Source organism: Burkholderia sp. AU31652 (assembly GCF_002223155.1).
In the GTDB taxonomy this organism is placed as follows: domain Bacteria; phylum Pseudomonadota; class Gammaproteobacteria; order Burkholderiales; family Burkholderiaceae; genus Burkholderia.
Window position 1 is genome coordinate 2,158,773 of record NZ_NKFG01000005.1, and the last position, 16,239, is coordinate 2,175,011.

General features: G+C 65.4%; 12 protein-coding genes and 2 pseudogenes. 7 read left to right on the forward strand and 7 right to left on the reverse strand.

The features are described from left to right. Window positions 1-89: 89 nt before the first annotated feature. Window positions 90-1,001 (forward strand): LysR family transcriptional regulator, encoded by a 912-nt coding sequence (locus tag CFB40_RS27235; RefSeq protein WP_089432933.1) that lies wholly within the window; start codon window positions 90-92, stop codon window positions 999-1,001. Between the two features lie 22 nt (window positions 1,002-1,023). Here CFB40_RS27235 and CFB40_RS27240 read toward each other — a convergent pair. Continuing rightward, window positions 1,024-1,684 (reverse strand): annotated as a pseudogene (locus CFB40_RS27240) (TetR/AcrR family transcriptional regulator). Between the two features lie 149 nt (window positions 1,685-1,833). On the opposite strand from CFB40_RS27240, the pseudogene CFB40_RS27245 reads away from it, so the two are divergent. Together CFB40_RS27245 and CFB40_RS27250 are read left to right on the forward strand one after the other, a co-directional pair. Next, window positions 1,834-3,140 (forward strand): annotated as a pseudogene (locus tag CFB40_RS27245) (NAD(P)/FAD-dependent oxidoreductase). 44 nt (window positions 3,141-3,184) lie between these two features. Continuing rightward, complete coding sequence (locus tag CFB40_RS27250) at window positions 3,185-3,583, forward strand: DUF3331 domain-containing protein (RefSeq protein ID WP_089432934.1); 399 nt, start codon at window positions 3,185-3,187, stop codon at window positions 3,581-3,583. Between the two features lie 29 nt (window positions 3,584-3,612). Here the strand turns inward: CFB40_RS27250 and CFB40_RS27255 are convergent, their stop codons facing one another. Both CFB40_RS27255 and ggt read right to left on the reverse strand, forming a co-directional pair. Then, window positions 3,613-4,941 carry a dicarboxylate/amino acid:cation symporter gene (locus CFB40_RS27255; protein WP_089427127.1) on the reverse strand — a complete coding sequence of 443 codons (1,329 nt, stop codon included), beginning with the start codon at window positions 4,939-4,941 and terminating at the stop codon, window positions 3,613-3,615. A gap of 228 nt (window positions 4,942-5,169) precedes the next feature. Next, a complete protein-coding gene (ggt, locus tag CFB40_RS27260; RefSeq protein ID WP_089432935.1) occupies window positions 5,170-6,921 on the reverse strand; it encodes a gamma-glutamyltransferase in 1,752 nt (583 codons plus the stop codon). Between the two features lie 361 nt (window positions 6,922-7,282). On the opposite strand from ggt, the gene CFB40_RS27265 reads away from it, so the two are divergent. Next, window positions 7,283-8,161: a MurR/RpiR family transcriptional regulator gene (locus CFB40_RS27265; RefSeq protein ID WP_089432936.1), complete on the forward strand. Its 879-nt coding sequence runs from the start codon at window positions 7,283-7,285 to the stop codon at window positions 8,159-8,161. Here the strand turns inward: CFB40_RS27265 and CFB40_RS38215 are convergent. Continuing rightward, entirely contained in the window at window positions 8,140-8,844 is a 705-nt protein-coding gene (locus tag CFB40_RS38215) for a hypothetical protein (RefSeq protein WP_143329891.1), read from the reverse strand. The two genes, CFB40_RS27265 and CFB40_RS38215, sit on opposite strands and share 22 nt — an antisense overlap. Before the next feature lie 9 nt (window positions 8,845-8,853). Between CFB40_RS38215 and CFB40_RS27270 the strand changes: the two genes are divergently transcribed. Continuing rightward, window positions 8,854-9,837, forward strand: coding sequence for an ImpA family type VI secretion system protein (locus CFB40_RS27270; RefSeq protein ID WP_089432937.1), 984 nt, complete (start codon window positions 8,854-8,856; stop codon window positions 9,835-9,837). A gap of 50 nt (window positions 9,838-9,887) precedes the next feature. On the opposite strand, the gene CFB40_RS27275 is transcribed toward CFB40_RS27270, so the two are convergent. The 3 genes from CFB40_RS27275 to CFB40_RS27285 all read right to left on the reverse strand — a co-directional run bounded on the left by CFB40_RS27275 (window position 9,888) and on the right by CFB40_RS27285 (window position 14,670). Next, window positions 9,888-11,234 carry an ABC transporter ATP-binding protein gene (locus tag CFB40_RS27275; RefSeq protein ID WP_069252037.1) on the reverse strand — a complete coding sequence of 449 codons (1,347 nt, stop codon included), beginning with the start codon at window positions 11,232-11,234 and terminating at the stop codon, window positions 9,888-9,890. Between the two features lie 11 nt (window positions 11,235-11,245). After that, window positions 11,246-13,000 carry an ABC transporter permease gene (locus CFB40_RS27280; protein WP_089432938.1) on the reverse strand — a complete coding sequence of 585 codons (1,755 nt, stop codon included), beginning with the start codon at window positions 12,998-13,000 and terminating at the stop codon, window positions 11,246-11,248. Between the two features lie 80 nt (window positions 13,001-13,080). Continuing rightward, window positions 13,081-14,670 (reverse strand): inorganic phosphate transporter, encoded by a 1,590-nt coding sequence (locus CFB40_RS27285; protein WP_089432939.1) that lies wholly within the window; start codon window positions 14,668-14,670, stop codon window positions 13,081-13,083. A gap of 255 nt (window positions 14,671-14,925) precedes the next feature. Between CFB40_RS27285 and CFB40_RS27290 the strand changes: the two genes are divergently transcribed. Together CFB40_RS27290 and CFB40_RS27295 are read left to right on the forward strand one after the other, a co-directional pair. Further along, window positions 14,926-15,870, forward strand: a complete 945-nt coding sequence (locus CFB40_RS27290) for a metallophosphoesterase family protein (protein WP_089432940.1) — start codon at window positions 14,926-14,928, stop codon at window positions 15,868-15,870. 25 nt (window positions 15,871-15,895) lie between these two features. Further along, window positions 15,896-16,228: a cupredoxin domain-containing protein gene (locus CFB40_RS27295; RefSeq protein WP_089432941.1), complete on the forward strand. Its 333-nt coding sequence runs from the start codon at window positions 15,896-15,898 to the stop codon at window positions 16,226-16,228. The last annotated feature ends 11 nt before the right edge of the window (window positions 16,229-16,239 follow it).

Genomic DNA, 16,239 nt, shown 5'->3' on the forward strand with positions numbered 1-16,239 from the left:
CGACCGTTGATGACAAGGCCATTCTGGGCAGCACAGTGTGATAGGTAAAATACGAATTCGATGATCCACTGATACGCAAAAGGTATCGCATGATCGATCTACGCCAGTTCAGGCAATTCATCGCGGTCGCCGAGACGCTCAGTTTCCGGCGTGCGGCCGAGCGGCTGCACATGGCGCAACCGCCGCTCAGCGCGGCGATCCGCAAGCTCGAGGACGAGCTGGGCGTCGTGCTGTTCGAGCGCGACAACCGCGGCACGGCGCTCACGCCGGCCGGCGACGCGTTCCTGCTCGAAGCACGGCGCGCGCTCGAACAGGTCGAGCGCGCGGTGGCCGTGGCCCGCCGCGCGGGCGCCGGCCTCGGCGGCACGCTACGGTTGCGTTTCGTCGACAGCACGGTCAACGCGCTGCTGCCGCTGATCCTCCGCGCGTTCCAGGAGCGCCATCCGGACGTCGATTTCCAGCTCGAGGAAGGCACGACCGCCGAGCAGGTGCTCGCGCTGCGCCAGGACCGCACGGACGTCGGCCTCGTCGTGCTGCCGGTAGCCGATGCGGGCGACGTGCGCGTCGAGCCGCTGCTGCGCGACCGGATGGTCGCCGCGCTGCCCGACGGTCACCGGCTCGCACACCGCCGGCGCATTGCGCTTGCCGAACTGGCTGACGAACCGTGGGTCATGTTTGCCGCGCACCACGGGCCCGGCATGCACGCGCTGATCGTGACCGCATGCGCGCAGGCCGGCTTCGCGCCGCGCATCGTCCAGCAGCCGCGCCAGATGCAGACGACGGCCGGGCTCGTCGCGGGCGGCATCGGCGTCGCGCTGATGCCGCGCCTGTTCGTGCCGATGCAACCGCCAGGCATCACGTTCTGCGAACTGACGGGTGCGGGAAGCCCGCTCGCATACGAGCTGGCGATCGCGTACCGGACGCCCTCGCCGCTCGTCGATGCGTTGCGCGAGACCGCGCGAAGCGCGGTGCGCGAACTGGGGTGGGTGCTGGCGGCGTGACCGCGCACGTCACGCGCGGCGCTCAGCCGCCGACGACGTTGAACGCAATGTCCACCACGGCCTGCCGGAACGCGTCCTGCCGCGTGGGCAGCGACGTGTACTCCAGCATCATGTGACTGTATGACACAGTCGTGCCGATCGCGCTCGCGATCATGAAGAACAGCACCGCCGGATCGACCGGGCGGATCACACCGGCCTCTACCGCCTCCGACAGCAGCGGAAACATCACGTCGTAATACGGGCGCACGAGCCGCGCCTGCAGCCGGTCGAGCCGCGCGCCCACTTCGGTCGCCGCCGTCGAGAAGAACATGCCCAGGTCGGGCTCGTCGAACTCGTGGTCGACACACAGCTCGATCGCGCGCCGTACACGGTCGCGTTGCGGCAGCGGCGACGTGCGCAACGCGCGCAGCGCGTCGAACATCGGCTCGGCCAGCTCGGCGATCTGCTCGACGACCGCCAGCCACAACGTTTCCTTCGTCCCGAAATGGTGCGCGATCAGCGCCGCATCGACACCCAGCTCGCGCGCGACTTCGCGCACGCTCGTGGCATCGTAGCCACGCTTCGCGAACGTGCGGCGCGCGGCGCGCGGCCCGCAATATCACGTCCGGCCCCACGGACGCCCCGGCCAGCGGCCGCCCTCGCATACGCCGCTTGGCCGGCGCGCGCTCAGTGACTTCAGCCACGTCTTCCTGCTCTCCTTGAATGATTCGAATACCCGTGTTCCGGCCCCGCTCGAACGACGCCGAACACCGGGTGACCTGCCCCGCTCCGTTGACACGCGAAGCCGGGAAGCGCTAGGATCATACCTTATTCATCACGTGATGATTTATCCATGACAACCCCTACACGCATCGTCATCGTCGGCGGCGGGATCGCCGGCCTGCAGCTCGCCACCCGCCTGGGCGAGCGCCTCGGCCGGTCCGGGCGCGCCCAGGTGACCGTCGTCGACCGCAGCCCGACCCACATCTGGAAGCCGATGCTGCACACGATCGCGGCCGGTACGCGCGATGTGCAGCAGCAGCAGGTGATCTTCCTCGCCCATGCACGTGATCACGGTTACACATACCAGCCCGGCGAACTGACGGGGCTCGATCGCGCGCGCCGCCGCGTGCAGCTCGGCGAGATCCGCTCGCAGGACGGCGAACTCGTGCTCGACGCACGCGAACTCGAATACGACGTGCTGATCTTCGCGCTTGGCAGCCAGGCCAACGATTTCGGCGTGCCGGGCGTGCGCGAGCACTGCTATTTCATCGACAGCCAGAAGCAGGCCGAGACTTTCAACGAAGCGTTGCGGATGCGCGTATTTCGCAGCATCGCGCGCGAAGCATCGCGCGCGACGAGCCGTTTCGCGTCGCGATCGTCGGCGCGGGCGCGACCGGCGTGGAACTCGCGGCGGAGCTGAGCCGCTTGCTGGAAGTGGCACAGGCGTACGGTGACGCGACGGTGCGCGAGCGGCTGCAGCTCACGCTGCTCGAGAGCGGCCCGCGCATCCTCACCGCGTTTCCGCCGCGGATTTCCGCGTCGGCGCAGCGGCGGCTCGAACAGATCGGCTTTCATGTGCTGACGTCCACCCGCGTCACGTCGGCCGACGCAAACGGCTTTCACTACGGCGACGGTTCGTTCGCGAAAGCGGACCTGATGGTGTGGGCGGCCGGCGTGAAGGCGCCCGATTTCATGCAGGCGCTCGACGGGCTCGACACGAATCGCGCGAACCAGATCGTCGTCGGGCCGACGCTGCAGGCCACCGGCGACGAGCACGTGTTCGCGATCGGCGACTGCGCGAGCCTGCTGCCCGACGGCCAGGAACGGCCGCTGCCGCCCACCGCGCAAGTCGCGACGCAGCAGGCCGAGCATCTCGCGAAGCACCTGCCCGCGTGGCTCGACGGCACGCCGATTCCGCCGTTCGCGTTCCACGATTTCGGCGCGCTCGTGTCGATCAGCGACTACGACGCGTTCGGCACGCTCGGGCAGTTCGGGTTCTTTCGCGGCGGCTTCATCCAGGGGCGTTTCGCGCAATTCAGCCACCTGATGCTCTACCGGAGGCACCAGCAGGCGCTGCACGGCTTCTCCAAGGCGACCCTGCTGTGGATCGCCGAACGGATCAACGGCTGCGTGCAGCCGCGCATCCGCCTGTCGTGATACCGCACGTGGCGGTGTTGCATAACGTTTCGAGGAAAACCGACATGAACAACCGTTTAGCGCCCTGGCTCATGACCGTTGCCGCGATCAGCAGCTTCGACATGCCGTCCGTCTCGTGGGGCACGCCGCGGCGGCGCAGCGTCACGCGCGACCGGCTGCCGTCGTGGGACGCGACGAGCAAGCCGTCCATCAGCGTGCTCGAGCGGCCCACGGCCGACACCGTGATGATTTCATGGCGCGACGCATGCACCGGGCACTACGGTTATCAGAAGTGGCGGCTGTTCACCACGCGCAAGCGCGGCGTGTGCGCGCTGTCGGGGCAGCCCATCGAGATCGGCGACAGCGTCTATGCGCCGCAATTGCTCGGCTCGACGCCGGGCAACGCCGCCGCGATGGTGCTGGCCGCGTGCCTCGACGCGGCCCGCCCCGCCGAGGCGGCCTGACAGCCCGGGATTCGACCCGGGGCCCCGCTTCAGCCAGAGGTGACGCGATCCGTATCGCGAACCGCCTCGTTCATGCGTGCTTCGGCTTCCGCATCCAGCCGCGCCGCATTCGCTTCGGCTTCTGCTTCCGGCATCAGCTCGCCTTCCCATTTCGCGACCACCGCGCTGGCGATCGAGTTGCCCACCGCGTTCGTGGCCGAACGGCCCATGTCGAGGAACGTATCGACGCCCAGAATCAGCAGCAGCCCGGCTTCCGGGATGTTGAACTGGTGCAGCGTCGCGGCGATCACGACGAGCGACGCGCGCGGCACGCCGGCCATGCCTTTCGACGTGAGCATCAGGATCAGCAGCATCGTGACCTGCGTGCCGAGCGACAGGTGAATGCCGTAGGCCTGCGCGATGAACAGCGACGCGAACGTGCAGTACATCATCGAGCCGTCGAGGTTGAACGAATACCCCATCGGCATCACGAAGCTCGAGATCTTGCGACGCACGCCGAAACGGTCGAGCGCATCGAGGATCTTCGGATACGCGGCTTCCGAGCTCGCGGTCGCGAACGACAGCATGAACGCTTCCTTGATCAGCGCCAGCAGCTTGAACACGCGGCGGCCGAGGAACAGCAGGCCGGCCGCGACGAGCGTGCCCCACAGCAGGAACAGGCTCAGGTAGAAGTCGCCCATGAACACCGCGAACTTCAGCAGGATCGACAGGCCGTTGATCGCGACGGTCGACGCCATCGCCGCCAGCACCGCGAGCGGCGCGAGCTTCATCACGTAGCCGGTAATCTTCAGCATCACGTGCGCGAGCTGGTCGATCGCTGCGACGAGAATCTTGCCGCGTTCGCCGAGCGACGCGAGCGCCACGCCGAAGAACATCGAGAACACGACGATCTGCAGGATCTCGTTGTTCGCCATCGCCTCGGCGATCGATTTCGGCACCATGTGGCCGACGAAATCCTTCAGCGTGAACTTGGACGTCGCGAGATGCGCGGACGCGCCGATATCCGGCAGCGGCAAACCGAGGTTCTCGCCCGGGCGCAGCAGGTTCGCCATCAGCAGGCCGAGCAGCAGCGAGATCAGCGACGCGGTGAAGAACCAGCCGAGCGCCTTCACGAACACGCGGCCCACCGACGACGCGTCGCCCATGTGCGCGATGCCGACGACCAGCGTCGAGAACACCAGCGGGCCGATCACCATCTTGATCAGCCGCAGGAACACGTCAGACACCAGCGAGATGTAGCCGGCGATTTCCGCCGCCGACTGTTTGTCCGGCAGCTGCGTATAGATCATGTAGCCGATCAGGATGCCGGCCGCCATCGCGAGCAGGATCCAGCCTGCCGCGGACATTCGTTTGTTCATATCGGAATTCGACGCACGGGAAGAAGTTGACGGATGAAAGGCGCGCACGCCTGTGCCGTGCCAGGGTGCGCGCGTGGCGAGCCGGTCGTGCCCGGTGTATCAGGCACGGTCGCCGGCGCCGGTCAGGCTCGCGGATCTCAGCGAACTGACGCGCCGCCGCCGCAACGGCATTCGCGCGAGGGCGAACGCCGTTGCGGAGCAGCGATTCATCAGCATGAAGCGATCATGTCAGTAACCGATTGCCGAGCCGGCCGGACGGCGCGGATCGTTGTAGCCGTAGATGAAGCCGACGCGCACGTTGCCGGACACGGACGAATCGTTCCCGGAACTCTGGCGGCTCGCCGCTTCGGTGCCCGCCAGGCCGACCATGATCAGCTCGGCGGCGCCCCACGGCGTCTGCTCGACCATCTTGTAGCCCATGTTGCGCAGGATCGCGAGCGTGTCGGGCGACAGGCCGTAGGTTTCGTAATAGACCTCGTCGGGCAGCCACTGGTGGTGGATGCGCGGCGCGGTGACCGCGTCCTGCGGCGTCATCCCGTAGTCGATCACGTTCAGCACGGTCTGCAGCGTGATCGTGATGATGCGCGAGCCGCCCGGCGAGCCGACCACCATGAACACCTTGCCGTCCTTCTTCACGATGGTCGGCGCCATCGACGACAGCGGACGCTTGCCCGGCGCGATCGAGTTGCGCGTGCCCTGCACGAGACCGAACAGGTTCTGCGCGCCGACCTTCACGGTGAAGTCGTCCATCTCGTCGTTCAGGAAGAAGCCCGTGCCCGGCGCGATGACCACGGCGCCGAAGCGGCCGTTGACCGTATAGGTCGTCGACACCGCGTTGCCGTCGTGGTCGACGATCGAATAGTGGGTCGTCTCCGGCTTCTCGTGCACGCCGACGCCCGGCTGCACGTCGACCGACGGCGTCGCCGTATCCGAATGGATGCTCTTGCGGATCTGCGCCGCGTAGTCCTTGCTCGTCAGCTTCGCGACCGGGTTGTCGATGAAGTTCGGGTCGCCGAGCAGCGTGTTGCGATCTTCGTATGCGTGACGCATCGCTTCGGTCATGTAGTGCACCGCCGCGGCCGAATGGTAGCCAAGCTTGCGCATGTCATACCCTTCGAGGATGTTCAGCGTCTCGCACATCGTCACGCCACCCGAGCTCGGCGGCGGAGCCGACACGAACTCGTAGCCGCGATACGTGCACGTCAGCGGCGCCATGTCCTGCGCACGGTACGACGCGAAATCCGCCGCCGTGATCAGGCCGCCACCCTTCCTGGCCGCCGCCTCGACGATCTTCGGGATCTCGCCGTGATAGAACGCGTCGGGGCCCTGCTCCGCGATACGCTCGAGCGTGCGGGCCAGGTCCTTCTGCACCAGGCGATCGCCCGGCTGCAGCGGCGTGCCGTCCGGACGCAGGAAGATGCGGGCCGCTTCCGGATCCTTCTTGAAGCGGTCGATCGTCGTGTCGAGGATGTCCGTATCGCCACGCGTCAGCACGAAGCCGTCGCGCGCGAGGCGGATCGCCGGCGCCATGACCTGCTTGCGCGTCAGCTTGCCGTACTTGCGCTGCGCGAGATCGAGGCCCGCAACCGTGCCCGGCACGCCCACCGCACGATAGCCGTACAGGCTGTCGTCCGGAATGACGTTGCCCTTCGCGTCGAGATACATGTTCGCGGAAGCCGCAGCCGGTGCGGTTTCGCGGAAATTGATGAAGCGGTCACGGCCGTCGGCCAGGTGGACGGTCATGAAACCGCCGCCGCCGATGTTGCCGCAGCACGGATTGGTCACGGCCTGCGCGTAACCGACCGCCACCGCGGCGTCCACCGCGTTGCCGCCTTCCTTCAGGATGTCGACGCCGATTTGCGACGCGAAGTGCTGCGACGAAACGACCATGCCGTTCTTCGCTTCGACCGCGGGGTCCGATGCGGCGAACGCGCACACGCTCATGGCCGACAACAGGGTGAGTACTACGAGCCGCCTCATGACGGGATCCTCCAGACAAATAAAACCGTGGCATGCCGGAACGCGACGCCGCATCGGGGTTGTCGACGCGTCAATCGCGCTTGTAATAAACAATACATTCCAGCGAGGCCGCGATCATAGCACTCGCTTTTTTGCGCCAAAACCTAGGGTTATCACTGAACGACGAACGAATTTCGGCCGAATGGGTCATTTGCCAATGTTTGTTTTATTACAAAGGTGAATGAGCCGGTCCACCGTGCGATGCGTCCCTCTAATTTCGGAGCGTGCACGCCCGCCTGACGTCGATCGGCTAACATGCGTGGAGTCGCCGGCAGACACCCGTCTGCCGTTTGTCATTCAGATACGAGAGTTGGAGTGCCCGATGGGGACGAGCATCAGGGCGTTGCTGCTATCCCAGATGGATAGCTTCACGCCGTCGGAACAGAAGGTCGCGCAGGCGTTGCTGGATCGCTACCCGAGTCTCGGGCTCGGGCCGATTGCGAGCTTTGCCAAACAGGCGGAAGTGAGCGATCCGACCGTGTTTCGCTTCGTCGTCCGGATCGGCTTTCCGAATTACTCGTCATTCCAGCAGGCGCTGTACGGCGAGATCGACACGGCAATGAATTCGCCGCTCGCGCGGATGGATGCGTTCCACTCGGCAGCGGGCATGCGCGACAGTCATTCGGCAATTTTCCAGCGGCTGTCGGAGTCGCTGGCGACCACGATCGAAGGGCTCGATGCGGCGGCGTTCGGCGCCGCGGTGGCGCTGCTGGCGAATCCGGATGTGCGTGTCTTTTGCGGCGGCGGGCGTTATACGGCGCCGCTCGCGTCGCTGTTTTCGTTCACCCTCGCCTACGCGCGGCCACATGTTCAATATGTCGAACCGAATGTGAACCTCGCGTCGGTCGCGCTGGCGGACATGGGGGCCGGTGACGTGCTCGTTATTTTCGATTTTCGCCGTTATCAACGGGACAGTATTCGGTTCGCGCAAGCCGCGCATCGGCTCGGCACGCGTGTGCTGCTGATCACGGACGAATGGCATTCGCCGATCGGCGAATTTGCGGAGATCGTGCTGCGCATCCGAGGGCAGCCGTTCGCGATGCTGCAAACCAACGTGCCCGCGCTCGCGCTCGCCGAAGCGCTCGTGATCGGTGTGACGAACCAACTGCCGGAGCTGGCAAGGCAGCGGATGGAGAAGATCGAGCTTCTGAATTCCGGGGGGAGCGAGCCGGATATCGGTCAGCGGGATTTGCCGGAGTGAGGGGTGGTTGAAGCATGAGCTTCAAAGCGAACGATACCCGTCAAGTCACGATAGCAGCTTACCCACAGCGCATATCCTAGGAAAATAGCGGCGGAAAATACCACAACCATCCCGCCAATTGTGGCCCAAACGGGCCATGTCAATACACATTGCATGACAAACCACGCGCTCAGCAAACTGCTCGCCGCGTACAGCAAATGCAGCATCCGCCGCGGCCGCTTCATCGGCCTCCAAGTTTCAGGATGCACACCCGCATCGACGAATACATCAAGGTCAAACCGCAAACCACGACCAGCAAGGCAGCGTAGTATCGCAACAATCAGTGCATCGCGATTCCTGAACCGTATGCATCGCATAGCATTGGACGTGAGCCTCATCGGAATTCGTTGCTCGACGATTTCACCGGTCGCCATGCGGCGCCAGAACATGAAGCTCTTCGTGAATGACCTGGATGTCTGGTATTCGGTTCGCACGTCACACCCGGCATCCGGTTTCCCGACTATCTCATCCCAGTGGATGCGTCTTCCCGCAGACAGCGCGCTGCTATCCGATAACTTTCCAGTGCCATACCAAAGACCAATCTCATCGACGTGAAACCACGCCCCTGCCTTGATTCCCTCGCGCGTCATGACAATGGCTGAAGCGGCCATCAAAACAAACAACGCAATCAAAACGATCGCCAACTCGATTTCGTGGTGCTGTTTGCCGGCACCGCACCCAGACAGGATGTGCAGTACGGCACATTCGTCGGTTCGCCCGAACCGCTGAACTGGAGCGAGACCGAGCGGGACTGCCGGCGGCTGATGACGCGCACGAAGGACATACGCGTTGCCGTGCTGCATACGCGCTGCCGCACGCGCCTGGGCGGCGTCGCAGGCCTGTCGGAAGGCATGCGGTTACTGGCGGCGTGGTTGCAGGCCTTTCCGGAGCAGGTCCATCCACAGGCCGATGCCGACAACGATCGCCATGCCGCGCTGGAGATGCGCATGAACGCGCTGCAAGCGCTGTCGGATCCGGAAGGGTTGCTGGCCGATGTGCGGGAAATCGTATTGACACGATCGACTGCCACCCGGTTGCAGGTTCGTGACGTCGAGCGCGCGTTCGCGCATCCGCGTCCCGCCGACGCGCTCGCGCCCGATTCGGTCGCCCTGCAATTGCAGAACCTGCGGGAACAGCAGCCGTCGTCGATGAAGGCCTTCGACGACGCGATCTCGAGCCTCTCCGCTATCGATTCGTGGTGCTCGACGCACCTCGAGACGTATCTGCCGGATTTTTCCCCGTTGGTCCGCCTGCTCAAGCTCTTTCAGGCAAGCGAACCGCAGGTCGATGGCCGATCCGGCTCCTTGCGTGCGGTCGAACACGAGGCACGCGATACGCCGGTGTTGGCGGCGCTCGACGAAACGGCCACAGCGCCGGCAGATCCGGACGGCGAGGAGGAGGCTGTGCCAACCCCGACGTCCGTTGCCGCGCTCGCCCCGCTTGCGCCAACGGACCGGCAGGCAGCGTTGGCGCTGATCTGCGCGGCACGCAAGTGGTTCGAAATCAACGAACCGAGCAGCCCCATCCCCGTGCTGCTCAAACGCGCCGAACAATTCGTCGGAAAGCGCTACGTCGATGTCGTCAGGGCCATTCCGCCGGAGCTTCTCGCTCAGTGGGAAGAGGCAGACGGCTCATGATGGCATCCCGTCACGGTCGTGCGTGACGGGATGCCGTGCGTGCTCGACGATCAGCTCTCGACATCCTCGAGACTGAACACCTCCGTCTTGTCGTTATACGAGAACACTTCCCCGTAACGCCCCCAGTCGATCACTGCATCGAGCGTTTCCTCAGCCGCTTCGTCGGACAGGAAATCCTCCAGCTCCTGTTCGAACCGCACGCGCGGCGCCCTATGCCCCGGGCGCTCGTTCAACACCTTCCGAATACGCGCAGCAAGCGGCACGTGCTTCAGCAAATGATCCGCGAACATCAGCTTGCGTTCCTGCGTGCCGAATTCCGCGAACACGCGTGCCGGCGGCGTAAGGAACACGTCCCCTTCCCGCACGTCCGCGAAGCCGAGGTACTGCAGCACTTCGGCGATCGGGAACAGTTCGTCGACTTCCAGATGCAGCGTACGCGCGATTTCCGGCATGTCCGCGCGGCCGTGGTACGGCGCCATCGCGAGCGTCTCGATCAGGCCGGCCATCAGGTTGGTCGACACGCGCGGCATCCAGCTGCCGAGCTCCAGCCCCTTCTTCGTCGCCTCGTTGGTCTGGCGGGCCGTCATCTTCGCGTAGATGTCGTCGACGAGCTTGCGGAAATCGGTGTCGAGCCGGTTGCGCGGATGCTTGAACGGCACCTTGATCTCGGCGATCACACGGCCCGGGTTCGACGACAGCACGAGGATTCGGTCGCACATGAACACCGCTTCCTCGATGTTGTGCGTGACGATCAGCACCGACTTGATCGGCATGCGGCCCTGCGTCCACAGGTCGAGCAGGTCGGTACGCAGCGTCTCGGCCGTCAGCACGTCGAGCGCGGAGAACGGCTCGTCCATCAGCAGGATCGTCGGATCGACGACGAGCGCGCGCGCAAAGCCCACGCGCTGGCGCATGCCGCCCGACAGCTCGCGCGGGTATGCGTTCTCGAAGCCGTCGAGACCGATCAGGTCGATCGCGGCCAGCGCACGCTCACGCCGCTCGCGTGCGCCGACGCCGAGCGCCTCGAGGCCGGCTTCCACGTTCTGCAGCACGGTGAGCCACGGGAACAGCGCGAAGGTCTGGAACACCATCGCAACGCCTTCGGCCGGGCCGCGCAGCGGCTGGCCGAGATAGGTCACTTCGCCGCCGGTCGGTTCGATCAGCCCGGCGATGATGCGCAGCAGCGTCGACTTGCCCGAGCCGGAACGGCCGAGCAGCCCGACGATCTCGCCTTCGCGCAGCGACAGGTTCGCATCGTCGAGCACGAGCAATTCGCCCTGCGACTTGTTGAAGCCGCGGTTCACGTGCTCGACGCGCAGGATTTCGTCGCCGAGGCGCGGCGGCTGCAGCGGCTGGGACGTCTTGGCGGGGGCGTTGATAACGGTCGAATTTTGCATCGCGCTTACTCTCAATCGAGACGGAGCCGGGATTCCGCATAGGCGTACATCGGACGCCACAACAGACGGTTGAACAGGGTAACGAACAGGGACATCACGGCGATGCCCAGGATGATCTTCGGAAAATCGCCGGCGGCGGTGGTCTGCGCGATATACGAACCCAGGCCGTGAGCCACGACCTTCGTGTCGCCCCACTGCACGAACTCGGACACGATGCTCGCGTTCCACGCGCCGCCCGATGCGGTGATGGCGCCGGTCACGTAATACGGGAAGATGCCGGGCAGGATCGCCTGCCGCCACCACTGCCAGCCACGGATGCGGAAATTCTTCGTCGCTTCCTTGTAGTCGTTCGGATAGGACATCGCGCCGGCGATCACGTTGAAGAGGATGTACCACTGCGTGCCGAGCACGATCAGCGGCGACAGCCAGATGTCGGCGTTCAGGTGGAAGTGGACGATCACGATCACGAACACCGGGAACAGCAGGTTCGCCGGGAACGCGGCGAGGAACTGCGCGAGCGGCTGGATCTTCTCGGCCAGCGCGGGGCGCAGCCCGATCAGCACGCCGAGCGGCACCCAGATCACCGACGCGATCGCGATCAGCACCAGCACGCGCAGCAGCGTGATGAGACCGAGTACGAGCACGTGCCCGACTTCGCCCATCGTCACGCCGGTCGCGACGAACGTGACGACACGCCACACGACGTACGCCGTCAGCAGGATCACGAACGCGCCCCACACGATGTCGCCGATGCGCGACGAGCCACGCGACGATGCACCGCGCGTACGCGTGCTTGTCAGCGACGGAAAGCGCAGCGGAATCCGCGCGGCCTGCGACAGCAGCCAGCCGGCCGGCACGAGCAGCTGATGGATCAGGTGCGTGCGGCGCATCATGTCGAGCAGCCAGGATTGCGGCGCATCGCCCGACGCGGTGTTTTCCATCCGGAACTTGTCGGCCCACGCGACCAGCGGGCGGAACAGGAACTGGTCATAGGCGAGGATCACGACCGACATCGCGACGATCACCCAGCCCACCGCGCCGAGATTCTTGTCCGAGATCGCCTGCGCCAGATACGCGCCGATGCCCGGCAGCGTGATGGTCTGGTTGCCGACGGTGATCGCCTCCGATGCGACGACGAAGAACCAGCCGCCCGACATCGACATCATCATGTTCCAGATCAGCCCCGGCATCGAGAACGGCACCTCGAGCTTCCAGAAGCGTTGCCACGGCGTCAGGTGAAAGCCGCGCGACACTTCGCTCAGGTCGCGCGGCACCGTGCGCAGCGACTGGTAGAAGCTGAACGTCATGTTCCACGCCTGGCTCGTGAAGATCGCGAAGATCGCAGCCAGCTCCGCACCGAGCACGCGGCCCGGAAACAGCGCGAGGAAGAACGTGACGGTAAACGAAATATAGCCGAGCACCGGCACCGACTGCAGGATGTCGAGGATCGGGATCAGCACCATGCCCGCGCGGCGGCTTTTCGCGGCGAGCGTGCCGTAGACGAGCGTGAACACGAGCGATGCGACCATCGCGGCAAGCATCCGCAGCGTGGTGCGCAACGCGTATTCGGGCAGGTTCGACGGATCGAGCGAGATCTTCTGCGTCTGCAGCACGCCGATCGGCGCCATCGTCTGGTGGAAGCCGACGATCGCCATCGCGAGTATGCCGATGATCAGCGGAAACGCGACCACGTCCCAGCGGTTGGGCAGCACGCGCCACGCGGACGCGTTGGCGGTGCGATTCGGATCGAAGAAACTGATATCCATCGGTAGCGTCTTGTGTTGAATTGAAAATCGATGGGTCCAGCCGCGTGTCGCGCGGCCGGGCGTCGCGCCCCCGGCGCGAATCAGAACAGCCCGTGCAGCAGCCAGTACAGGGCGGCGGACAGCGCGATCGACGCGGGCAGCGTCAGCACCCACGCGAGCACGAGGTTGCGCACCGTATCCCAGCGCAGGCCCGCGCCGCTGGCCGTCATCGTGCCGGCCACGCCCGACGCGAGCACGTGCGTCGTCGACACCGGCAGCCCGTACGCGTCGGCCATCCCGATCGTCAGCATCGCGACGGCCTCGGCCGATGCGCCCTGCCCGTAGGTGAGATGCGACTTGCCGATCTTCTCGCCGACCGTCACGACGATCCGCTTCCACCCGACCATCGTGCCGAGGCCGAGCGCGATCGCGACCGCGACCTTCACCCAGGTCGGGATGAATTTCGTCGCGCGGTCCATCTGCTTCTTGAACGCTTCGAGCGCGCTCGCGTCCTCGACCGTGAACGCCGGCGCCTTCGCCTTCTCCATCAGCCGGATCGCCTCGGACGCGACGTACATGTTGTTGCGCACGTTGTCGACGAGGTTCTGCGGCACGCTCGAGATGCCGCCGGCCTGCGCGACCTGGTCGGCGATCGTGTCGGTGAGCTTGCCCAGTGCGGGAATCGTCGCCGGCGTCAGCTTGTGCGTGCGCACGTAGGCCTCGACATCGGCTCGCGGGTCGGTCGACCGGGCAGCCGGGTCCGCATATTTGACGAGCGTCGTCGACGCGTGGCGCGCCACCGCGACGAACGTGCTCGTCTGATCGGGCGTCACGGCCTTGTTCAACGCATACGCGGTCGGCATCACGCCGATCAGGATCAGCATGATCAGCCCCATGCCCTTCTGCCCGTCGTTCGAGCCGTGCGCGAACGACACGCCCGTGCAGGTGAGGATCAGCAGCAGGCGGATCCAGAACGGCGGCGGCTTGTTGCCCTTCGGCTCCTGGTACAGCGCCGGCACGCGCACGAGCGCCTTCAGCAACAACAGCACGAGCGCGGACAGCACGAAGCCGATCAGCGGCGAGAACAGCAGCGCCTTGCCGACGCCGAGCGCCTGGTTCCAGTCGACGCCGCTCGTGCCCGACGGGCCGCTGACGATCTGGTTCATCAGGCCGACGCCGATGATCGAGCCGACGAGCGTGTGCGAACTCGACGACGGCAACCCGAAATACCAGGTCGCGAGGTTCCACGTGACGGCCGCGATCAGCAGCGAGAACACCATCGCGAAGCCCGAGCCGCTGCCCACCTGCAGGATCAGCTCGACCGGCAGCAACTGCAGGATCCCAAACGCGACGGCGCCGCTCGACACGAGTACGCCGAACAGGTTCCAGAGGCCCGACCACACGACGGCGAGGTGCGGGTCGAGCGAGTGCGTATAGATGACGGTCGCGACCGCGTTCGCGGTGTCGTGGAAGCCGTTGACGAATTCGAAGCCGAGCGCGATCAGCAGCGCGACGATCAGCAGCAGGAACGGGAGGACCGAGCTTCCCTTGACGGGACTGAGGTCGGCGCTCAGGTGGATACCGACGTAGACGATGCCGCAGGCAATGATCAGAAAGAACAGCGCAAGGCTGATGGTGCGCGTGCGACTGCTGACCGCACCGCTGGTTTCCGTTGCCGCGAGATTCGGCATGAAGGGGCTCCGGAGAGGTGACTCGGAGTGGCAGGCTATCGATCGGTCGTGACGCAAATGTGACGTGTCACTTACAGGACATTGACAAGCCATCTGCCAGGAATCGCGTCGCGCCGCGCAAGCCGCAAACACGGGCGTTCGACCTTGTAACTGGCGGGAATAAATTCGCCGCTGCGCCGGTATGGCACACGAAGGCGCCGGCTTATTCCAGGACGATCCGGCCGTCCGGTTTCGTCACACGAATGCGAGGCTCACATGTCTTCATCGACCCCCACCAACCCGTCGCGCCGCAAGGCACTGCAGTGCATGGCCTTCGGCGGCCTCGGCACGCTGTTTACGCTGTCGGGCGGCGTCCTGACGCCGTTCGACCTCGCGCTCGCGCAGACCGGCGACGCGCTCCCCGCCAACGCGGGCCGCCCGCTGTTCGTGCAGATCAGCGACACGCACATCGGCTTCAACAAGGACGCGAACCCCGACGTATCGGCCACGCTGAAGCAGACGATCGACCTCGTCAACGGCATGCCGGCGATGCCCGCGCTGGCCATCCATACCGGCGACATCACACACCTGTCCAAGCCCGAGGAGTTCGACCACGCGTCGCAACTGCTCGCCGCGTTGCGCGTGCCGGAACTGCATACGGTGCCCGGCGAGCACGACGTCACCGACGGTTCGGGCGCCGAATATTTCGGCCGGTTCGGCAAGGCGTCGGACAACCGCGGCTATTACAGCTTCGATCACGCGGGCGTGCACTTCATCGGCCTCGTCAACGTGATGCACTTCAAGCCGAACGGGCTCGGCAGCTTCGGCGACGACCAGCTCGCGTGGCTCGCGCAGGATCTCAAGGGCCGCTCGTCGAGCACGCCGATCGTCGTGTTCTCGCACATGCCGATGTGGACCATCTACGAGCCGTGGGGCTGGGGGACCGGCGACGCGCCGCAGACAATGGCGCTGCTGCGCCGCTTCGGTTCGGTCACCGTATTGAACGGGCACATCCACCAGATCGTGTCGAAGGTCGAGGGCAACGTGACGTTCCACACCGCGCGCTCCACCGCGTTCCCGCAGCCGACGGCCGGCAACGGCCCGGGCCCCGTGCCGCTCACCGTGCCGCGCGACCGGCTGCCGTCGATGCTCGGCGTGACGACCGTCGAATTCGCCGGCCATCCGGTCGCGTCGTCGCTGCGCGATGCGACGCTGGCCTGACGCACTGAACCCAAGGGAGACCGACATGACCCGTTTCAAGCCATCCCGCCTCATCGCGGCGCTGCTGCTGTGCGCCACCGCCCCGCTCAGCGCGTTCGCGCAGGGCCCCGACGGCGCGCTCGTGACGATCCGCAACTTCATGTTTTCGCCGATGTCGACGACGATCAAGGCCGGCACGACGATCACGTGGAAGAACCTCGACGCGGAACCGCACACCGTCGTCAACGACGCGGGCATCTTTCATTCGAAGGCGCTCGACCAGGACGAGACGTACGCGTTCCGCTTCGACAAGCCGGGCGTCTACAAGGTGTTCTGCGGGATTCACCCGTACATGAAGGAGACCATCACGGTCGAATGACGCGGCGCGTC